The organism is Rhizobium sp. TH2, assembly GCF_024707525.1.
Lineage (GTDB): Bacteria > Pseudomonadota > Alphaproteobacteria > Rhizobiales > Rhizobiaceae > Rhizobium_E.
Genome location: NZ_CP062231.1, coordinates 226,843 through 245,952 on the forward strand (window position 1 = coordinate 226,843; position 19,110 = coordinate 245,952).

General features: G+C 60.0%; 18 protein-coding genes. 8 read left to right on the top strand and 10 right to left on the bottom strand.

From position 1 onward, the window contains the following. Positions 1-156: 156 nt before the first annotated feature. Positions 157-1,689: a UxaA family hydrolase gene (locus tag IHQ71_RS01235; RefSeq protein WP_258160076.1), complete on the bottom strand. Its 1,533-nt coding sequence runs from the start codon at positions 1,687-1,689 to the stop codon at positions 157-159. Positions 1,690-1,982: 293 nt separating this feature from the next. Continuing rightward, positions 1,983-2,897, bottom strand: a complete 915-nt coding sequence (locus tag IHQ71_RS01240; RefSeq protein ID WP_258160077.1) for a DMT family transporter — start codon at positions 2,895-2,897, stop codon at positions 1,983-1,985. A gap of 469 nt (positions 2,898-3,366) precedes the next feature. Here IHQ71_RS01240 and IHQ71_RS01245 point away from each other — a divergent pair, with 469 nt between their 5' ends. Next, positions 3,367-4,362 carry an adenosine kinase gene (locus IHQ71_RS01245; RefSeq protein WP_258160078.1) on the top strand — a complete coding sequence of 332 codons (996 nt, stop codon included), beginning with the start codon at positions 3,367-3,369 and terminating at the stop codon, positions 4,360-4,362. On the opposite strand, the gene IHQ71_RS01250 is transcribed toward IHQ71_RS01245, so the two are convergent. Continuing rightward, the gene (locus tag IHQ71_RS01250; RefSeq protein ID WP_374989940.1) at positions 4,352-4,891 is read right to left on the bottom strand and encodes an SH3 domain-containing protein; all 540 of its coding nucleotides are present in this window, start codon (positions 4,889-4,891) and stop codon (positions 4,352-4,354) included. The genes IHQ71_RS01245 and IHQ71_RS01250 overlap by 11 nt on opposite strands. 117 nt (positions 4,892-5,008) lie before the next feature. Here IHQ71_RS01250 and IHQ71_RS01255 point away from each other — a divergent pair, with 117 nt between their 5' ends. Both IHQ71_RS01255 and IHQ71_RS01260 read left to right on the top strand, forming a co-directional pair. Beyond that, a complete protein-coding gene (locus tag IHQ71_RS01255; protein ID WP_258160080.1) occupies positions 5,009-6,013 on the top strand; it encodes a D-glycerate dehydrogenase in 1,005 nt (334 codons plus the stop codon). A 361-nt stretch (positions 6,014-6,374) separates the two neighbouring features. Next, entirely contained in the window at positions 6,375-8,078 is a 1,704-nt protein-coding gene (locus IHQ71_RS01260; protein ID WP_258160081.1) for a hypothetical protein, read from the top strand. 234 nt (positions 8,079-8,312) lie between these two features. Here the strand turns inward: IHQ71_RS01260 and IHQ71_RS01265 are convergent, their stop codons facing one another. The 3 genes from IHQ71_RS01265 to moeB form a co-directional block, all read right to left on the bottom strand. Beyond that, positions 8,313-8,855 carry a hypothetical protein gene (locus IHQ71_RS01265; RefSeq protein ID WP_258160082.1) on the bottom strand — a complete coding sequence of 181 codons (543 nt, stop codon included), beginning with the start codon at positions 8,853-8,855 and terminating at the stop codon, positions 8,313-8,315. Positions 8,856-8,944: 89 nt separating this feature from the next. Next, a complete protein-coding gene (locus tag IHQ71_RS01270) occupies positions 8,945-10,186 on the bottom strand; it encodes a calcium-binding protein (RefSeq protein WP_258160083.1) in 1,242 nt (413 codons plus the stop codon). A 184-nt stretch (positions 10,187-10,370) separates the two neighbouring features. After that, the gene (moeB, locus tag IHQ71_RS01275; RefSeq protein WP_258160084.1) at positions 10,371-11,129 is read right to left on the bottom strand and encodes a molybdopterin-synthase adenylyltransferase MoeB; all 759 of its coding nucleotides are present in this window, start codon (positions 11,127-11,129) and stop codon (positions 10,371-10,373) included. Between the two features lie 153 nt (positions 11,130-11,282). Here moeB and IHQ71_RS01280 point away from each other — a divergent pair, with 153 nt between their 5' ends. Next, complete coding sequence (locus IHQ71_RS01280) at positions 11,283-12,368, top strand: helix-turn-helix transcriptional regulator (protein WP_258160085.1); 1,086 nt, start codon at positions 11,283-11,285, stop codon at positions 12,366-12,368. 97 nt (positions 12,369-12,465) lie between these two features. Beyond that, positions 12,466-12,681 carry a hypothetical protein gene (locus tag IHQ71_RS01285; protein ID WP_258160086.1) on the top strand — a complete coding sequence of 72 codons (216 nt, stop codon included), beginning with the start codon at positions 12,466-12,468 and terminating at the stop codon, positions 12,679-12,681. A gap of 292 nt (positions 12,682-12,973) precedes the next feature. On the opposite strand, the gene IHQ71_RS01290 is transcribed toward IHQ71_RS01285, so the two are convergent. From IHQ71_RS01290 to IHQ71_RS01300, 3 genes are read right to left on the bottom strand one after another with little or no spacing between them, the layout of a single operon-like run. Then, on the bottom strand, positions 12,974-13,315 hold the full coding sequence (locus tag IHQ71_RS01290) for a hypothetical protein (RefSeq protein WP_258160087.1): 342 nt from the start codon (positions 13,313-13,315) through the stop codon (positions 12,974-12,976). Positions 13,316-13,368: 53 nt separating this feature from the next. Continuing rightward, positions 13,369-13,842 (bottom strand): hypothetical protein, encoded by a 474-nt coding sequence (locus IHQ71_RS01295; protein ID WP_258160089.1) that lies wholly within the window; start codon positions 13,840-13,842, stop codon positions 13,369-13,371. Continuing rightward, positions 13,835-14,614 (bottom strand): alpha/beta hydrolase, encoded by a 780-nt coding sequence (locus IHQ71_RS01300; protein ID WP_258160090.1) that lies wholly within the window; start codon positions 14,612-14,614, stop codon positions 13,835-13,837. The genes IHQ71_RS01295 and IHQ71_RS01300 overlap by 8 nt, the downstream gene beginning before the upstream one ends. Positions 14,615-14,923: 309 nt before the next feature. Between IHQ71_RS01300 and IHQ71_RS01305 the strand changes: the two genes are divergently transcribed. Both IHQ71_RS01305 and IHQ71_RS01310 read left to right on the top strand, forming a co-directional pair. After that, the gene (locus tag IHQ71_RS01305; protein WP_258160091.1) at positions 14,924-15,628 is read left to right on the top strand and encodes a Crp/Fnr family transcriptional regulator; all 705 of its coding nucleotides are present in this window, start codon (positions 14,924-14,926) and stop codon (positions 15,626-15,628) included. 297 nt (positions 15,629-15,925) lie between these two features. Beyond that, positions 15,926-17,785 carry a CHASE2 domain-containing protein gene (locus IHQ71_RS01310; protein ID WP_258160092.1) on the top strand — a complete coding sequence of 620 codons (1,860 nt, stop codon included), beginning with the start codon at positions 15,926-15,928 and terminating at the stop codon, positions 17,783-17,785. Positions 17,786-17,855: 70 nt separating this feature from the next. Here the strand turns inward: IHQ71_RS01310 and IHQ71_RS01315 are convergent, their stop codons facing one another. Beyond that, positions 17,856-18,089: a hypothetical protein gene (locus IHQ71_RS01315; RefSeq protein WP_258160093.1), complete on the bottom strand. Its 234-nt coding sequence runs from the start codon at positions 18,087-18,089 to the stop codon at positions 17,856-17,858. Between the two features lie 107 nt (positions 18,090-18,196). On the opposite strand from IHQ71_RS01315, the gene IHQ71_RS01320 reads away from it, so the two are divergent. Continuing rightward, positions 18,197-19,096: a LysR substrate-binding domain-containing protein gene (locus tag IHQ71_RS01320; protein ID WP_258160094.1), complete on the top strand. Its 900-nt coding sequence runs from the start codon at positions 18,197-18,199 to the stop codon at positions 19,094-19,096. Positions 19,097-19,110 lie beyond the last annotated feature (14 nt).

Consider the following 19,110-nt stretch of genomic DNA (forward strand, 5'->3'; position numbering starts at 1 on the left):
AGAGGTAAGGTGCCCAACGCTCGACCTTCATTTGGGGCGAGGGCGATGCCACGAGTTTACCTCTCCCCCTGTGGGAGAGGATACGAAGGCCGGGCAAGCGGAGCGAGCCCTTGGCCGAAGTTGGTGAGGGGTTAAACCCACATAGTAAGCAGATAATTACGTAATCGCCCCCACCTGCCACGGCACGAACTCGTTATCCCCGTAGTCATAAATCTCGCTCGACGTCTTCTTGCCCGACGCAACGGCAATAATATCCTCGAATATCCGTATGCCCGCCTGCTCGATCGTCTCCTCGCCGGTGACCACGCTGCCGCAATTGATGTCCATATCCTCGTCCATATGGTCGTACATCTCGGTATTGGTGGCGATCTTGATGCAGGGCGCCGGCTTGAAGCCCGAGACCGAACCGCGGCCGGTGGTGAAACAGATCACGTTGCAGCCGCCCGCCACCTGGCCGGTCACCGCCGCCGGGTCGTATCCGGGCGTGTCCATGAACACGAAGCCCTTTTCGGTGACGATCTCGGCATACTCATAAACCGCTTTCAAAGGCATCGTGCCGCCCTTGGCCACCGCGCCGAGCGACTTTTCCAAGATGGTCGTCAGCCCGCCCTGCTTGTTGCCATAGGAAGGGTTGTTGTTGAGCTCGTCGCCATTGCGCGCCGTATAGTCCCGCCACCAGTCGATCCGCGAGAGCAGCTTCTCGGCCACGGCGGGCGAGACGGCGCGCCGCGTCAGCAGGTGTTCGGCGCCATAGATCTCGGGCGTTTCGGCCAGCACCGAGGTGCCGCCATGCCTGACCAGCAAGTCGGATGCCACGCCAAGCGCCGGGTTTGCCGAAATCCCGGAATAGCCGTCGGAACCGCCGCATTCCAGCGCCAGCTTCAGCGATGATAGCGGCTGCTCCGTGCGCTTCACCGCATTCACGGTCGGCAGCATGTCGCGAATGATCTCCTGCGCCGCCTCGATCGTCTTGCGCGTACCGCCTGATTGCTGGATCGTCATGGTGCGCAGCAACGCGCCCTCCGCCAGCTTGTAATGTTCGAGGATCGGCGCGATCTGGTTGGTCTCGCAGCCAAGCCCGATCATCAATATGCCGCCGAAATTCGGATGCCGTGCATAGCCCTGGATCGTCCGCGTCAGGATCCGATAACCCTCGGACTTGGTGTTGAGCGCGCAGCCGCCGCCATGGGTCAGCGCCACCACGCCGTCAATATTGTCGAAACCCTCGAGCCCGCCTGACCGGTTGAAATGGTCGGCTATGTAGCGCGATACCGTGGCGGAACAGTTCACCGACGAAATGATGCCGATATAGTTGCGCGTGCCGACGCCCCCCGGGCCGCGATCGAAGCCCATGAATGTCCGACGCTCGGCCACCGGCAGCAGCCCCTCGTCGCGATTGCTGCCGCCCATCTGGTATTCGTGCTCGGAGGGAATCATCTCAAGGTTATGCAGGTGGATATGCTGCCCCGGCTCGATATCCGATGTCGCCACGCCGATCACCTGGCCGAATTTATGCACCTCCTGGCCTGATTTGATCGCCTTCAGCGCCACCTTGTGCCCACGCCCGATCAGGTCCTTCGCCATCAGCCCATCGTAACCCGTGGCTTCCCCTTTGCCGATCTTCTGGCGTGCGACACCGACATCATCGGCGGGGTTGAGAATGATGATCGGTGCTGAAAGCGCGGACATGGCGATACCTTGGAATTGTCTTTTCTGCTTGGAGTGCCTGACAAGATCTGGCGGTTGAGGATGACCGAGGAGATCTCTTTGTCTGCGAGGCGCTGACCGCAGTCGATGCCAAAGGGCATCGGCGAGGATCAGCAACGACGCAGGCGGCGAAAGATACCGGTCAGCCGACCCGCCAGATCTTGTCAGGCACTCTAGGATACAAGGCTTGGATTGGCCGCGCGTCAAGGCATTTGTATGACGGAATGAATTGTATTTATTGTTTTATTCTGGACAGCTGAAAACCGGCAAAAGCGCTATTCCGGGATCGCCGGCAGCACCTTGTCCTTCTTGCCGAGCTGCTGCTCGCGGAAGAAGATGAACAGCCCTGACGCGATGATCAGCGCCGCCCCGATCATCATCGGCACCGTCGGCAGGTCGCCGAAGAAGATAAAGCCGAAGACGATCGCCCAGAACAGCAGCGTATATTGCAGCGGCGCGACCACGCTGGCATCCGTCAGCTTCAGCGCCCGGTTGATGAGGGCATGCGCTGTCATAGCCACCACGCCGAGCAGCCCGAGTAGAACGAGGTGATGCACGCTCGGTGTCACCCAGTCGAAGAGTGCGAAGACCATGCCGATTACGAGCCCCCCGACATTCTGCCAGAACACCAGCACCGTATCCGGCGTATTTCGTAATGACCGTCCCGAGATCAGCAGAAAGGCAAAAAGCAGTGTTCCGATGATGGAAACCGCTGCAGCCGGCGACTGGAACATGGCCGGCGAAGGTTGAAGAGCGATGACGACACCCAGGAAGCCCACGCCGATCGCCGTCCAGCGCCGCCAACCCACATGCTCGCCGAGCAGCAGCGGCGAGAGTGCCGCGATATAGATAGGCGCCGCCAGCCAGTAGGTCATCACGTCGGCGAGCGGCAGGTAGAAGACCGCGAGATAGAAGGCCATCGTTTCCATCGTCGAAACCACGGCACGTGCGGCCTGCATCCGCGGCTTTTCGACCTGGAACAATGGTCGCCAGCCCATCCACCAGACGAAAGGCGCGAGCACGATCAGAGCCGCTAGCGAACGCAGCGCCACGACCTGTCCCACCGAATAGGTCGCGACCAGCCACTTGCCCATCGTGTCGTTAAGCGCGAAGAGCAGCATGCCGACAAGCGCGACAACGGCGCCGTTCTTGGCGATCGCGGAGAGGAAGGATCGATGCTGGGGGGACATGACGGGCCGGCAGGAGAAGCGAAAGGGAAAGTCCGGCGATCATTAGAGCGTTTCATTGTTAAATGGAAGCAGTTCTGCCGGAGCAGGTTTTCGTCAGGACCAAGGCGGCGGGCGAGCGTCGTACCCTCAGGTACGGCCGAGACCGACGCCGCAGGGATTGGCGGAAAGATGCCCGGCCCTTCGGGTTGGCTGAAACGGGCCGCCTGATCGATCGGCCGGCTTGGCCGTAGATTTGGCTATGACGCGCGCCGGCCGATCGACCATCCGACTCCGTTTAAGCCAACAGAACTGATTCCATTTAACAATGAAGCGCTCTGGTCACTTGTCCAATTCAGCGCAAGCCTTGAGCCGTCAGCGACGAAAATTCTGCGGGAGAAGCTGGCTTGCACGGCTTTTCCGCTTTTCCCGTCAAAACTTTTCGTCCATAGCTCACTCGAAAAGACTCCCCCTTGGCTTCGAAAGCTTGGCAATGACGAAATTTGATGTGCTTACCGTCGGCAATGCGATTGTCGATATCATCGCGCGCTGCGAGGAGGATTTCCTCGTCGACAACACCATCACCAAGGGTGCGATGAACCTGATCGATGCGGACCGCTCGGCGTTGCTCTATTCCCGCATGGGACCGGCGATCGAAATGTCGGGCGGGAGTGCCGGCAATACGGCGGCGGGTGTGGCGAGCTTCGGCGGCAAGGCGGCCTATTTCGGCAAGGTTTCGAACGACAAGCTCGGCGAAATCTTCCGCCATGACATGAATGCCCAGGGCGTGCATTTCGCGACGAAGCCGCTCGGCGGCACCCCGCCCACCGCCACCTCGATGATTTTCGTCACGCCGGATGGCGAGCGCTCGATGAACACATATCTCGGCGCCTGCGTCGAACTCGGACCGGAGGACGTCCAGGAGGATGTCGTGGCGAAATCCCGCGTCACCTATTTCGAAGGCTATCTCTGGGATCCGCCGCGCGCCAAGGAAGCGATCCGCGAATGCGCCCGCATCGCCCACGCGCATGGCCAGGAAACGTCGATGACGCTCTCGGACAGTTTCTGCGTCGATCGCTATCGCGGCGAATTCCTCGATCTCATGCGCTCGGGCACCGTCGATATCGTCTTCGCCAATCGCCATGAGGCGCTCGCGCTCTACCAGACGGAGGATTTCGATACCGCGCTCACCGAACTCGGCAAGGATTGCACGATGGCGGCCGTGACCATGAGCGAGCACGGCTCGATCATTCTCGCGGGCGGCCAGCGCTACCTCATCGAACCGCTGAATGTGGAAAAGGTCGTCGATACGACCGGTGCGGGTGATCTCTATGCCGCGGGCTTCCTCTTCGGCTACACCAACGGCTTCGAACTCGCCGATTGCGGCCGCCTCGGCAGCCTCGCGGCGGGCCTGGTGATCCAGCAGATCGGCCCGCGCATGCAGTCGCCACTCAAGCAGGCGGCGCAGCAAGTCGGCATTATTTTGTAAAAGCCTCGCCGGGATAGGCACCCCAGATCTCGGCCTGGCTCACCCAGCCCTCGGTGTCGGATGCTTCGGCCAGGCACCATTCGCCATTGCATTCGTCGAGCTTGACGACGACGCCTGGCTGCAGTTTGGCGATGACGTTGCCTGTTTCGGCCCCGTCGGCGCGCATATTGACGAAAATGTCCTGGCCCTTGTCCTTCATCCACGGGGCTGCGATCGCGCTGCGGTCGCCAGACAGCATGGAATGGAACACCCAGCCTTCGGCGCCGTCGGCATCGCGGATGCGGCGCCAGTTCTCGTATTCCTGCGTCACTTCCACCGGAACGCCCGCTTTCAGGTAGCGCCAGGACACGGCATAGTCGAGGCCGGGCCCGACCCGGAGGTTGACCTTCCTCGACTTGATCGTGACGAATCGCGGCAGCGGCAGGCCGGTATTGAGCTTGGTCGTCTCGGCGAAGGACGCCGGCGCGAGCGCCACCATCAACCCGATGAGGATTGTACCGATCGTTGCCTTCTTCCAAAGTCCAGTCATGACGTTTGCCATCGCCCGCGCGTCTGATTATGAGTAGAGAATGTGCCAGCGAGTGTCGCGCAACTTGGTTAAGGAGCGGTCAACGACTGGCCGGATTTGGGACTTGGGACACACGCAATGACAGTGAAGACGAGGCCGACGGTCTATATCACCCGCAAGCTGCCCGACATCGTCGAGACGCGGATGCGCGAGCTGTTCGACGCCGAACTCAATATCGATGACCGGCCGCGCGGCCGCGAGGAATTGCTGGCCGCGGTCCGCCGGTGCGACGTGCTGGTGCCGACTGTCACCGACCGCATCGATGCAAGCCTGATCGAGGAGGCTGGCCCCCGCCTCAAGCTGATCGCCAGCTTCTCCAACGGCATCGACCATGTCGATGTCGAGGCCGCCGCGAAAAAGGGCATCACCGTCACCAATACTCCAGGCGTGCTGACCGAGGACACCGCCGACATGGCCATGGCGCTCATCCTCTCCGTGCCGCGCAGGCTGGCGGAAGGCGCCCGCATTCTGACCGATTCGAAGGGTGACTGGGAAGGCTGGTCGCCGACCTGGATGCTCGGTCACCGCATATGGGGAAAACGCCTGGGCATTATCGGCATGGGCCGTATCGGCACCGCCGTCGCCCGTCGCGCCAAGGCCTTCGGGTTGGGCATCCATTACCACAACCGCCATCGCGTCAGCGCCGCCACCGAGACCGCGCTGGAAGCCACCTACTGGGACAGCCTCGACCAGATGCTCGCCCGCGTCGATATCGTCTCGGTCAACTGCCCCTCGACGCCGGCCACCTACCATCTTCTATCGGCGCGACGCCTGGCGCTCATGCAGCCCACCAGCTACATCGTCAACACCTCGCGCGGCGGCGTCATCGACGAGACCGCCCTGATCAAATGCATCCGCGAGGGCAAGATCGCCGGCGCCGGCCTCGATGTCTTCGAGAACGAGCCCCTGGTGAGCCCCAAGCTGCTAAAATTGGCCCACGAGAACAAGGTCGTGCTGCTGCCGCACATGTCGTCCTCGACTATCGAAGGCCGCATCGACATGGGCGACAAGGTGATCATCAATATCCGTACCTATTTCGACGGCCACCGTCCGCCGGATCGCGTGCTTCCCGGGCGGGACTAGCCGACCAGCGAACGGAAACCGCACTGGCGCCAAGCTAAAAAGAGAACCGTTTCGGCGATATATTTCAGTAAAATTATATATACTGAATAATACGGCCGTGCATCTGGTATAACAGTTTTTGTTCCTGTATAGGTTGTCGCGCTTGTCCTGCATCGCCTTGCGATCCACGGGACTTGCGGGAGGGCGGCCGACGCGGTCGGGACAATCGTCACGGTGCCCATGAAATATTCGACGGCAGGTTTCACCGCAGCATTCGCGGCCGTTTGGCGCGCCAATCTGCGACGGCATCCCGCTGGCCGGAACATTCATGAGCGGCCTTTACCTGAATTTATAATGACAACGATTTTCGGGAGATTTCAGCATGGCCATCAAAATCAAGGGCTTCCACGATGAAAGCCAGATCATTACCGCCTCCGACAGCGAGATCGAGCTCGACAAGAAAGCGTTCGTTCACTACGGCGGCGATATCGATTTGAGCGACCTCATTCCCGAGGAAGGGGAAGAGGCGCCCACGAGCTTCAGCCTGCTGTTCGGCTACGGCATCGCCGAGGATATCGCGACCACCCCCGATATCTCGGGCAACAGCTACAAGATCGACGGCAAGGTCACCGGTCTGCTGGGCGCCGTGGCCACTTTCGGCAATGGCACCGATATAAAGATCGGAAAGACCGCCGAACTGAGTGCCGGCCTCGGCATCGGTATCACCAACATTTCGGATATGTCGGAAGACATCTTTGATAGTCTCACCATCGGCACTGTCTATGCCGCCGGCCACCACAGCAAGGTGACGATCGCCAAGGGTGCGGAGATCAACGGCCTGTTTGGCGTCAGTATAACCGGTCTGGGCTCCTCCGTGACCAATAGCGGCGACATTGACGCCGGCGTTGTGGGCATGTTGTCCGGCAGCCTCAACCTTGGAGGGTTCGCGCCTGCATTCGCAGCGCCCTTGGGGGCTGCTCCTGGCGCTGCCACCACCACGAAGCTGACCAATAACGGCGGCATCGATTCACTGATCGGCATTGCCGGTTTCCAGACTGACAACCAGGTGCTCAAGAACGGCAAGAACGGTGAAATCGAGGGCCTCGTCGGCATTATCGGCGGCACCATTCCCACCGGCGAGGAACCAGTCGAATTCGGCACGCTCAAGCTCCAGAACGACGGCAGTATCATTGCCGCCGTCGGGATGCTCGGCCTGATGTCCCCCGACATGACGCTGATCAACGCGAAGGGCGCGGAGATCATCTCCGGCGTCATCGGCATGGGCGCCCTCTCGATGGAAGGCATGTCTTCGACCATCACCAATGCGGGGACGATCAGGGTAACGCTCTCGCTGGTCCTTCCCGACGAAATGGCGGCTCTCCTCCCGATTTCGTCTGCGGCGATCTTCGGTTTCGCCGGCGTGGAAACCGTCACGAACAGCGGCAAGATCTATGGCGACGTCTTCCTCGGTGCCGGCGACGACGTGATGACGAACACCGCCGGCCTGATCAAGGGCAACGTCGTTCTTGGCGACGGCAACGACACGTTCGACCATGTCGGCGGCAAGCTCACCGGCAAGATTTTCGGCGGCATGGGCGATGACACGCTGATCGTCGGCAAGGCGACCGACAAGCTCATCGAAAGTGCGGATTATATCGATGTGGACAATGGGGACGCTGTCGTGTCCTTTGGCATCGACACCGTCAAGTCCGCTTTCACCTACACGCTCACGGACAATGTCGAAAATCTCGTACTCACCGGCAGCAAAGACATCGACGGCACCGGCAACACTCTCGCCAACACGCTCACCGGCAACAAGGGCGACAACGTCCTGACGGGCGGCGCGGGCATCGACACTTTCGTGTTCGGCGCCACGGGTGGCAAGGACACGATCGCCGATTTTGTGGTCGCCGAAGACAGGATCGACCTGTCGGGCTGGGCGGCAATCGCTGATTTCGCCACTCTGCTGGAGAACGCGACGGATGTCGGCGGCAGCGTCCGGATCAAGGTCGGTGACGACATCCTGATCATTGACGGCGTTCTGGAAGCGTCGTTGGTCGATACCGACTTCACCTTCGCCGTCTGACGCTTTTGCGTCATCGACCCTCCCCGCCTGGCGGGGAGGGCTCAATGCCGGGTCGGCGTGTCAAAGCATCGACAGCCCGGCGATGACTGCGGCCCAGATCAGGATCGAGACCGCAAAGGCATTGATCCAGTTGCCCGCGCCTGACATTTCGTGCGTATCCATATCCGTTCCTCCCGGAATGCAGCACCGATGATGCATCTACGGGAGTAGGGGCGGAGAAGTTTCAGAGACGCTTCAGGATTTTCGTTCCCACTTCCACGTTTCCGGCCGGGGCCCGTGCGCCTTCCTGGCCAGTTCCGGATTCTGGGTTCGCGCAAGCCAATAGAGAACCGCCGCCACGACGCCGATCGGGTATGCGATCACCAGCGACCAGATCGCGGTCACGATCAGGGTCCAGTCCGGGTCCGGCCTGTTCACGTCCATGCCAGTTCTGTTGACCTGCATGGCGATCGTCTGTTCCTTCGAAGGCCCCTGCAACTCTGGAAAGTATTTCGCGAATGTGGATTGTGTGTACCAGCACACGTCCTCATCGCCGGCGGACCATCTTGTGTTCCCGGAACCGCGAACGAAGTCCTCGTCCTCCGTTCCACGGAAGAAAAGGCAGGGCGTCGGCACCAGGAAAGCCCCGGGATCCTCCCTGGCAAGAAAACGCGCCGCCCGATTAGCATTCAGGATGTCGTCCGCTGCGAAGAACCAGTAGAAGAGCTGAATGACGGCGAGCGCCACCAGCACACGCTGGACGTGGCGATAGGGGTTCTGGCCGGTCTTTTCGGTCATTCGGCTTCCGTCGAATCGCACAACTCAAGAGAGATTAGCGCAACGCGTGCAACACGCAACGCCGCCGCTCCGGATCGCTTCGACACGCTTTAGAATATGAAATCGGCCCCGTCCACGTCTCCCGGCGCAACATTCTTCAGTATCAGCCCATCGCCGCCCTTGGCGACGATCCACATGTCGTTGCCATGTTTCTCGAGATGGTTGTCCTCCAGATCGTTGAAATTCCTGACATCTTTCAGACGAGACAAATCGATCAGGTCGGTGCCGTCGATGAAGTCCTGGACAACGTCCCGGCCGAAGCCCGTGCGGAGAACGAAGGTATCGATGCCGGAATCGCCGAACAGCGTATCGTTGCCCCTACCTCCGACGATGATGTCGTCGTTGAGCCCGCCATTGATGGATTCGTTGCCTTTGCCGCCAAAGATGTAGTCGTTGCCTGAGCCACCGAGGATCGCGCCCTTGACGCTGCCCTTGTCGCCGTCGAACACGTCGTCTCCCGCGCCGAGCTCGACATCGCCGATCATCCTGCCCCTGTTGATGATCACCTCGCCGCTCGCATTGCCCCTGAACGCGCCGCTGCCGCCCTTGATGGTGCCATGGTTTTCAAGGCTGGCGGTTTCAGCATCCACCATATTGGCGAAATCGACGCCATACCATTGACGCGATTGGATCGTGCCTTGATTTTCGACATGTGATCCATCGCCGCCGGTTGTCGCGTAAACGCCTATCGCAACGCCCGCGCCCTCGCTGGAAATGGCGGATATCTTGCCGCCGGCCCGGTTGACAATGACAGAATCATCGCCTTCCACATACACGCCGTTGTTGAACCGAAAATCCTGGTTCGCGTCATCGTAGTCGTTTGCTGAAATCATGCCTTCATTGACGAAGCGGTCTCCCGGGACGCCGAACACTCCAAGGAAAACCCCGCTGGAGCCCTCGATCCCGCCTGTGTTGAGCACTTCGTTATTGCCTCCGTTCAAGATCAGTCCAACGGTGGAAGGAGACGTTATCGCGCCGTGGTTGGTGACGGTATTGTTCCCGCCCATCACCAATACATTCGTGTCGGTTGCGCCCGATATCGTCGAGCGAATGACAGCTGACCGGCCGATGTAAACCTCGTTGCTGCCTCCGGTCAGAAAGATCGAAAATACGGCCGCCGTCACAAATCCATATACGAAAACATGCTGGCTTCCCTCGTCGCCGAAGATTGCATAAGTGTCCGTCGATTCCACATGAACCGACGAGAAAACATGGTAGCTGTCGCCGGCGGCGGCAAATTGAAAGCGAACGCCGGTTCCAATCGAATCCACGGTTTGGTTGATGTTGGCCATACTGCTATCCCTCCAGGCGGTTGATAACGTCACAGGCAAGGTGTGCGGGCGGCCTCTCGGGCTCGTAAGCCATACCACGCCCGGCGCTGTCGTGGCACCCCGCCAGCCGGTTCTATCGCGCGCCCGCGTCAATGCGGCGGCGGTGGCTCCATCGGCAGTGCCTTCCGCGCCATGCGGCGGGAATTTATCCCCGTCTCCTATACTTCACCACGTCGAACCGGGCGGCAAGCGCATCATACATCATCAGCCGGCCCACAAGCGGTTCGCCGGCGCCGGTCAGCAGCTTGATCGCCTCCATCGCCATCAGCGTCCCGATCACGCCGGTCAGCGCTCCGATGATGCCGGTCTCGGCGCAGGCAGGCAGCATGCCCTCGGGCGGGGCTTCGGGAAAAAGGTCGCGATATCCGGGATTGAGTCTTCCGTCCGGCCCCGTCTCATAGGGCTTCAGAACGGTCACCGAGCCATCGAAGCGGCCGACCGCGCCGCTCACCAGCGGAATGCGCGCCTTCTCCGCCGCATCGGCTGCTGCATAGCGGGTGGCGACATTATCCGATCCGTCCATCAGCAGGTCGTAGCCGAAGACCAGCCCGGAGGCATTCTCCTCGCTGAACCGGATCTCGTGCCGGTCGATGACCACGTTGGGGTTGAGCTCGCGGATGCGGCCTGCCGCACTCCGCGTTTTCCTGTCGCCGACATTGTGCGTGCCGTGGATCATCTGCCGCTGCAGGTTGGAGAGCGTGACCGTGTCGTCGTCGATGATGCCGATCGTGCCCACACCGGCGCCCGTGAGATATTCCAGCACCGGCGAGCCCAGTCCGCCGGCGCCGATCACCAGCACGGCGGCGTTCTTCAATCTCTGCTGTCCCGCCCCGCCGATCTCCGGCAGCAATATATGCCGCCCGTATCGCTCGATCTCGGCTGGTGTAAGAGGGTCGGTCGTCATCCGGTTTCCATCCATAAGAAGTCAGCATTGACTTTAGCAGGTCGAACAATCTCGCTCCAGCCGGCGTTTCGAACGATCGCGGCCTCGATCGCCAGGCACTTGACCGGCTTTTTCATGCCTCTCATAGTAGCAATATACCCTGGAGAGATCTGAATGATTCCAGCGCCGCGTGAGGATATCGTCGATCGCATTTACGAAGCGTCAGTCCTGCCGGGCTTCTGGCCCGACGTTCTCAGGGACTTTGCCGGCATCGCCGAAAGCCGCGAAGGCGTGATGGTTTCGGTGAAGGGTGACGAGCTCAAATGGCTGACCTCGTCTGCAGTCGCCGACACTCTCGTGCAGGAGAACTACAAGCATGAAGGCGGCATGGAGCGCACGCGGCGTCTGCTCGCGCGTTCGCATCCAGGCTTCCTGACGGATCGCGATGTCTTCACGGAAGAAGAGATTCTCAAGACCCCCGTCTATGCGGATTACCTCATTCCCAATGGCTTTGGCCGCGGCACCGCGACCGTCATCCATTTGCCCGAGATGCAGAACATCATCTTCCATGCCGAAGGCGATCACAAGCAAGGCCCGTACAGCACTGAAACGATCATCCGCCTGGATGGCCTGCGCCCGCATCTTGCCCGCTCGGCCATGCTGTCGGCCCGCCTTTCTTTCGAGCGCGCCAGGACATCGGTGGAAACGCTTGCGGGTCTCGGCTTCGCCGCCTGCGCCGTTAGGCAGAACGGCTCCGTCCTGGTCGGCAACGCCCAGTTCGAACGCGATGAATCCTTCTGGACGACGCGGCTCTCCGACCGGATCGCCCTCCATGATCGCAACGGCGACCGGCAACTGGCCGATTCGCTTGCCATGATCCTGTCCGATACCGGCGTGCGCTCCATTCCGCTAAGGCCGCAGGGCGAGAACATGCCCGGCGTGCTGCATATCGTGCCGGTCCGTCGTGCAGCCCATGACCTGTTCAACCAGGCCGCGGCGATCCTCGTTCTGACCCAGGCGAGCCGCGCACCGACCACGCACACGCCGCTGCTCCAGGCGCTGTTCGACCTCACCGCCACCGAGGCCGACCTCGCGGCCAGGATCGGCTCCGGCCAGACCGTCGAGCAGATCGCGCTCATGGGCGCCAAGGGAGTGGAGACCGTCCGCTCCCAGCTGAAAAGCGTGCTCGCCAAGACCGGCTGCCGCCGCCAGGCCGATCTCGCCCGGCTGCTCGGCCAGCTCGTACCCGCCGGAATGTAGAAAGCGCGTCTGCTATCGGGCATTCCTGCGGCAAAATCTTCCTCGCCCTCGTGCCACCGTCATGTTACGTTTAAGGGGTCGTGGTGGAGGAGGCTTCATGCTCTATCTGTTCGAGATGCAGGATATCGGCATGTTCAAGCCGGATGATCTCGAGGCCCTGCGCAAGGCCTTCGAACAGCTCAGCATCGAATATGAGTTGAAGGACGACGATGCGCAGGCACGTTTCCTGGCCCGCTCGCTGATCCAGCTCTATCGCCACGGCGTCCGCGATCCGGAAAACCTCATCTCGGCCCTCAGCGGCCGCGCGGCTTAGAGCGTTTCGTTGTTAAATGGAAGCAGTTCTGCCGGAGCAGGTTTTCGTCAGGACCAAGGCGGCGGGCGAGCGTCGTACCCTGAGGTACGGCCGAGGCCGGCGCCGCAGGGCCTGGCGGAAAGATGCCCGGCCCTTGGGGTTGGCTGAAACGGGCCGGCCGATCGACCATCCGACTCCGTTTAAGCCAACAGAACTGATTCCATTTAACAATGAAGCGCTCTAGTTGCGGCTTGGTCGCCTCGCCCGCATACTATGTCGATCACGCGGGCAAGGTGCCAGCGCACCGCAGGCTTCACAATCGATGATCCGATGCTTTCGAGAACAATGACATCATTGATGAGAATTCCGGCAGCCGCTCCAAACTCGCCTGATCTGGTGTGTCTATGGTCTCCAAGGCGTTGCTTACTAAGTCGATCATCTCTTCCTTAAGGACGGAAAACCAATACTCGTATAGCTGAAAGACAGCTGTGCTAAGTGCGCTGTCGCCATGTATTTCATTGAGAAAACCATCGAAATCGGTGCAAAAGAATAAAAATCGTTCAAGGCCGCAAAGTCCTTGTTGGAGCGGTGTTCTGTCGTCACTCGCGGTAGTCAATGCGCGGGCGATTGTTTTCTTTTTGGTCACTGCCTCCATGAGGTTATCGAAATTGGTATCATCTTCATAGAAATAAAACCCGTCCAGATAACTCAGGAAGACCCCCAGCCTTGGATCGTCGAAATACGTTTCAAGCAAAGAAGTTTGTCGAAAGTCGCAGTATCGAATCGATCGGCATAGATCACGCCTCGATCGTTGAGTCTCCTTAGAAATTTGCTCGGGAGTGCGATTGGATAGTAGTCGGTATAATATGTCTTCACCTCGGTCAATTCGAGCAGGGGCACAATGTCATCTGTCAGGAAGCTGTTGTTCGGCTCGATAACGCCCAGCATGAATCCGACTTCAAAGATGCCGCAGGCGTGAAGCACGTTGTCCAAATCGTCTCTCAGTTTTACTTCAGATTTCTTATATATGGGCTTGATACGCCAGTCGCGGAGGGCGATGCGACGTTCTTCTGGAGTCATTTTCCTGATTTCAGAAATCGCTCTAAGTTCCGAATTCCTGATCAATCTGCTCGATATCTGCTTGAAATTTCTCTGCCTCAGGAAACGCCGATCTTCATCCATGATAGTACGCCAATATATCTTCGAGAGGGTTGAGAAACGCTGTCTTGATTGGCTTGCAACATGATATATGATCTTGATTACTGTAAAAGACGGACATCGGATCCGCGCAAAACTGATTTGAACTCACAACACTGTCACCGGTAGCATGAACGACGAACCGCGCCGCCGCGAGAGGACCGAGATCCCTTGCGCGCTCCCTGAGGCCTGTCAAATATGGAGATTCGATCTCCATGTCGCGCAGCACCGGACTTGTTGCGAACAGAACGATCTCTATAGGTCGAAGCAGACTGCTCAATAAGCCTGCTCGGCTTACAAGATCCAGCGCGATGGCGCCGGAATGTGCAGGGGCAAAAAGCATTATTTTCGATCTATTTGCCCAGGATTTCCCTTCTCTATGTAGATTGATTAGTACGTCTCGAACTAAAACTCCTCCAAGTGAATGTCCAACCAATACAACATTTTCATATTCAAAGTCATCGCTGCGAATATCAGTGCCGGACAACTCCAAAATATCGTTTGTATGATCAACAATCCTGTTGACGGCATTGTAAATCAATGCGGATGATGCGGACGCTTGCTTTGAGCGACTTTCATAGCCGAGAAAAACTATATCGCATTGATCAATCGAGGGGGATTCAAGCAACAAATCTTTAAGGTCACCCCACGTCTCGAGCGCTCGACCTCCGTAGCCATGAACAAAGATGAGGCAAGTCTTCGCGGGCTTCACTGACCAGTTAGGCTCTTGTTCCTGGTCCAAAAGAAACAGGATCAAGTCTGTCGAGTGCTACTACAAAACTATGATTTTGCATCGTCTCAAACTGGCGGTGAAGGATAATGGTTGTAGGATAATACTCAAAAATGGAGCAAACGCAACAATAACGTGTGCCTTGAGGGGGCGTGTGATGCGCTGAGCCTTCCAATTTCATTGCGAGCCACTTTTTTCTGCCTCTAGAAGCGTCACATCGGGGGCGAGCCTCGAATGCCACCTGATCAAAACAACCGCTTCCCCCTTAACATTTCCCTCGCATGCTATAGTTTGTCGCCAGCGGCTTTGCCGTCCGTCTTGCATGGGGCATTCAGAATGGCAGAAATCAACAAGTCTCCCGCCTTCTGGCGGTCGTTTCCCATCTTCGAGGAATTTTCCAAGGAACTGGTCGCGGAGGTCGCGACGCTGGCGCAGTGGCGCAAGTGGCCCTCCGGCACCGTCATCTTCCAGCGCGGCGACGATGGCAACTACATGATCCTGGTGACCGAAGGGCGCATCAAGCTGTCGCTCATCACCTCGCAGGGCAAGGAACTGTCGCTCCGGCATCTCGAGCCCGGCACGCTGCTGGGTGAAATGGCGGTGCTTGATGGTGAGCCCCGCTCCGCCGATGCCACGGCTTCCGTGCTGACCGAAGGCTATGTGATCGGCAAGTCCGAATTCATGAACCTCATCACCCGCAACCCGGATGCCGCCGAAGCCGTGATGCGCTATCTCTGCAAGCGGCTGAGGGACACCACCGACCAGCTCGAGACCATCGCGCTCTACGATCTCGACAGCCGCGTGGCGCGCTTCTTCCTCGCTACGCTGCGCCATATTCACGGCGACGAACTGCCCGATGAAGCGAGCCTGCATATCGCGCTCAGCCAGACCGAGATCGCCGGCATTCTTGGCGCCAGCCGGCCCAAGGTCAACCGTTCGATCCTCTCCCTCGAAGAACAGGGCGCCATCACCCGTAAAGGCAATGTGATCGATTGCAACATAAGGCGGCTCACCCATCTGGCGGAGCCCGACGAGGACTAGGGGACCAGCATTGAAGCAGGGACAGCTTCCAGATCATCCACCCCCTTCTGCCCCGCCGGGCATCTCCTTCGCAGGGGGAGGGCTGTCGCATATGGAGATGTGGCGTTGCCACGCACTCCCTCTTCTCCCCTTGGGGAGAAGTGCCGAGCGTATGCGAGGCGATGAGGGGTTCTCAGCCGCTTGCTCTGCGCGTCGCGCAACCCCTCGTCCGGCGCTACGCGCCACCTTCTCCCCAAGGGGAGAAGCGGGAGAGCAAATCCCCCTGCCAACCCTTGTACAATTGTGTAAACAGGCAGCATGACCCTCCGCATCAGGCCATTTCACGTCGGCATATTGGCAAGCATCGCGGCCGCGCTGCTTGTCATCCTCATGCCCGACGATTGGCTGGAAGGCGGGCGCGAGCTCTATTTCGATCGCCTGACCCAGATTGTGTCGGTGCCGGCATCGCCGGCCATCGTCGTCATCGATATCGACCGCAAGTCCTATGCAGCCGTTCCCGACCAGAAGTGGCAGCGCGCCAACACCGCCGAACTGGTCGAGAAGATCGCCGCCGACAACCCCTCGGTCATCGCCTTCGATCTCGTCTTCTCCACCGATTGCAATCCCGAGGATGCGACCAACATAAAACTCGCCGCCGCCATGGGCAAGGCGCCGGCGCTGCTCGGTTTCCTGCTCTCCGATGTCGAGGGCCAGTCGCCCCGGCCGCTGCCGCCGCTGGCGATCGCCAAGTCACTGACCGTGCCGGATTTCTGGTTTCTTCCGGGGGCCGAGGCTTCATGCCCGGTCTTCCAGCAGAAGGCCGCATCCACCGGCGCATCCTTCCTGATCGGCGACGAGGATTCCCGCGTCCGCCGCGTCCAGGCGTTCTCCATTGTCGGTTCCGAACCCTATCCGGCGCTCGGCCTGGAAGCGGTGCGCCGCTATTACGACGTCAAAACACCGCTGCTTGGCGGCACGCCGCCCTGGCTCAAGCTCGGCAAGGAAATCTTCAGCCTTGCGGAAGATGGCTCGATGCGCTTCGTCGCCAGCCGTCAGGGTGAGATCGACAGCCGCACCTATTCGGCCATCGATGTCCTGACGTCGGAGGTGCCCTCGCGGCTCTTCGAGGAGAAGATCGTCTTCATCGGTTCTTCACTGCCCAATCTCGGCGGGCTCAGGGAAAGTGCCGGAGCCCAGCTTGTCGCCTCGACCCAGATCCATGCGGATCTCGCCAATTCGATCCTCACCAATTTCGTGCCGCTGCGCGACGAGGGCTTCATCACGCTCGAAGCGGGCTATACGCTGCTTGCCGGCCTGATCATCGCGCTGATGACTGTCCGCTTCCGGCCGTGGGTGATCTTCACCACCGGGATCTGCGTCATCCTGGTCACGATCGCCGCGTCCTACGTCATCTATACCCGCACGAGCTGGCTCACCGATGGCTTCACGGTTTCCTTCATGCTGGCCGTGGTCCTGATCGTTGCGGCGTTCTCGCAATTTGCCGAAACCCGCCGCATCGAAAAGGTCGCCCGCCAGCGCTTCTCGCAATATCTGCCAAGTGCGGTGGTCAACCGCTATCTCGATACTCTCGGCACCCACCAAGTGGTCGGCGAGGAGCGGCAGGTCACGGCATTGTTCACCGATATCGAGGGCTTCTCGACGCTTGCCGGCCGGGTCAAGCCACAGGCATTGGTCGCGCTCCTCAATGTCTATTTCGCCGAGGTCAACAAGCTGGTCGCCGATCACGGCGGCATGGTCGACAAGGTCGTGGGCGATGCCGTGCATGCCTTCTTCAACGCGCCGGAAGACCTCAAGGACCATGTCAACAAGGCCATCGATTGCGCGTTGGCGATCTCCCGCCTCACCGAGGAAATGCGCGCCCGGCCCAATTTCCAGGCCCAGGATTTCGGCCGCACCCGGCTCGGCATCGAAACCGGCATCGCTGTCCTCGGCGAGGTCGGCATGGCGGGCAAGCTCGACTACACCGCCCACGGCAATTCCATCAATCTCGCCGCGCGGCTGCAGGACGCCAACAAGTTCCTCGGCACCACGATCTGCGTCGGCCCCGCGGCCAACATGGAAAGCCGCCGCAAGCTGCGGGCGCTCGGCGAACACGAGATCCGCGGCTTCGGCTCGATGGAACTCTTCACGCCGGACGATTACGTCCAGAAAACATGAGACCGGATTTTTGCGAACTCGGCTCGGTAGGACAGTAACACCACGCGCCCTAAGCAGGCGCGTGAGGACTTCACCGCATCAAATCCCGCGCCTTCAGGTCGCCAGCGTCGAGGCCGCTTCTGGCGCCCGGTATGCCGCGTCCACCGGGAAAGCCCATGTCGCGCTGCAGGTGCGGCGTGAACTCATCCACGTTGACATAGAGCGGCCTCTGCCGCGGCTTCGAGTACCTGGACAAGCAGCCCAACATCGCGCCGACGAGCTTGGCGAATGGCGATTGTTTCACGGACGCTGCGATCATATTCATCGGAATAGTCCTTTTCGAACGCTATTGAGTGAGGATAGTATCCGCGCTTCATCGCCTTGTTTCCAATCGAAGATCCGACACCAATCATAAGGGGGCTTTATCGATCGATGGCCTGGCAGCTACCACCGCTTCCCGCTATTCGCGTCTTCGAGGCCGCCGCCCGGTGGCGCAACTTCACGCGCGCGGCGGAAGAATTGGGCATGACCCAGGCTGCCGTCAGCTACCAGATCAAGCTCTTGGAGGAGCGGGTGGGCACCCCGCTGTTCACCAGGAAAGGGCGGCAGGTGATATTGACGGAAACCGGGGCCGCGCTCGCCGCCCAGGCGACGCAGGCCTTCTCGCTGCTGTCGGAAGCCTATCAGTCCGCCCGGGGCGGCGCCGCCGGCCAGCTCTCGATTTCCACCATGCAGACCTTCGCGTCGAACTGGCTGTCGGAGCGGCTGGGCCTGTTCCAGCAGGCGCATCCCGATATTATCGTGACGCTGGACACATCGAGCCGCATGGTCGACTTCACCAAGGAGGACCTCGATATCGGCATCCGGGTCGGCGTCGGCGAATGGCCGGGGCTGACGTCGCACTTCCTGTTCACGGGGCACTATACGCCCATGCTCAGCCCCCGGCTGGCCGAAAGCGTCGGTGGCATCAGGCAGCCCGCCGATCTCTATAAGGTCCCGTTGCTCGGCCACACCGATCCCTGGTGGGTCAACTGGTTCAAGGCTGCAGGCAGCGAATTCAGGCCGGACCTCGTCCGGCCAGGCCCGACCCTGGGCGCCCAGTTCTACGAAGCGGTATCGGCCGTCGCCGGCCAGGGCGCCGCGATCCTGACCAGCAATCTCTATCAGTCCCACATCGCCGACGGCCGCCTGATCCAACCGTTCAAGACCATGGGCACGGATGACCACAGCTACTGGCTCGTCTACGCCACCAGCCGCCGGAACATGCCGAAGATCAAGCTGTTCAGGGACTGGATGCTTGAGCAGACGAAGGGGTTGAGGGCGGAGGGGTGATGGGGCGCCTGATC

What these genes read in the sequence shown, in the direction of transcription:
- IHQ71_RS01235 (WP_258160076.1), bottom strand. Translation starts at nt 1,689, where the DNA reads ATGTCCGCGCTTTCAGCACCGATCATCATTCTCAACCCCGCCGATGAT.
- IHQ71_RS01240 (WP_258160077.1), bottom strand. Translation starts at nt 2,897, where the DNA reads ATGTCCCCCCAGCATCGATCCTTCCTCTCCGCGATCGCCAAGAACGGC.
- IHQ71_RS01245 (WP_258160078.1), top strand. Translation starts at nt 3,367, where the DNA reads ATGACGAAATTTGATGTGCTTACCGTCGGCAATGCGATTGTCGATATC.
- IHQ71_RS01250 (WP_374989940.1), bottom strand. Translation starts at nt 4,891, where the DNA reads ATGACTGGACTTTGGAAGAAGGCAACGATCGGTACAATCCTCATCGGG.
- IHQ71_RS01255 (WP_258160080.1), top strand. Translation starts at nt 5,009, where the DNA reads ATGACAGTGAAGACGAGGCCGACGGTCTATATCACCCGCAAGCTGCCC.
- IHQ71_RS01260 (WP_258160081.1), top strand. Translation starts at nt 6,375, where the DNA reads ATGGCCATCAAAATCAAGGGCTTCCACGATGAAAGCCAGATCATTACC.
- IHQ71_RS01265 (WP_258160082.1), bottom strand. Translation starts at nt 8,855, where the DNA reads ATGACCGAAAAGACCGGCCAGAACCCCTATCGCCACGTCCAGCGTGTG.
- IHQ71_RS01270 (WP_258160083.1), bottom strand. Translation starts at nt 10,186, where the DNA reads ATGGCCAACATCAACCAAACCGTGGATTCGATTGGAACCGGCGTTCGC.
- moeB (WP_258160084.1), bottom strand. Translation starts at nt 11,129, where the DNA reads ATGACGACCGACCCTCTTACACCAGCCGAGATCGAGCGATACGGGCGG.
- IHQ71_RS01280 (WP_258160085.1), top strand. Translation starts at nt 11,283, where the DNA reads ATGATTCCAGCGCCGCGTGAGGATATCGTCGATCGCATTTACGAAGCG.
- IHQ71_RS01285 (WP_258160086.1), top strand. Translation starts at nt 12,466, where the DNA reads ATGCTCTATCTGTTCGAGATGCAGGATATCGGCATGTTCAAGCCGGAT.
- IHQ71_RS01290 (WP_258160087.1), bottom strand. Translation starts at nt 13,315, where the DNA reads ATGGAGGCAGTGACCAAAAAGAAAACAATCGCCCGCGCATTGACTACC.
- IHQ71_RS01295 (WP_258160089.1), bottom strand. Translation starts at nt 13,842, where the DNA reads ATGGATGAAGATCGGCGTTTCCTGAGGCAGAGAAATTTCAAGCAGATA.
- IHQ71_RS01305 (WP_258160091.1), top strand. Translation starts at nt 14,924, where the DNA reads ATGGCAGAAATCAACAAGTCTCCCGCCTTCTGGCGGTCGTTTCCCATC.
- IHQ71_RS01310 (WP_258160092.1), top strand. Translation starts at nt 15,926, where the DNA reads ATGACCCTCCGCATCAGGCCATTTCACGTCGGCATATTGGCAAGCATC.
- IHQ71_RS01315 (WP_258160093.1), bottom strand. Translation starts at nt 18,089, where the DNA reads ATGAATATGATCGCAGCGTCCGTGAAACAATCGCCATTCGCCAAGCTC.
- IHQ71_RS01320 (WP_258160094.1), top strand. Translation starts at nt 18,197, where the DNA reads ATGGCCTGGCAGCTACCACCGCTTCCCGCTATTCGCGTCTTCGAGGCC.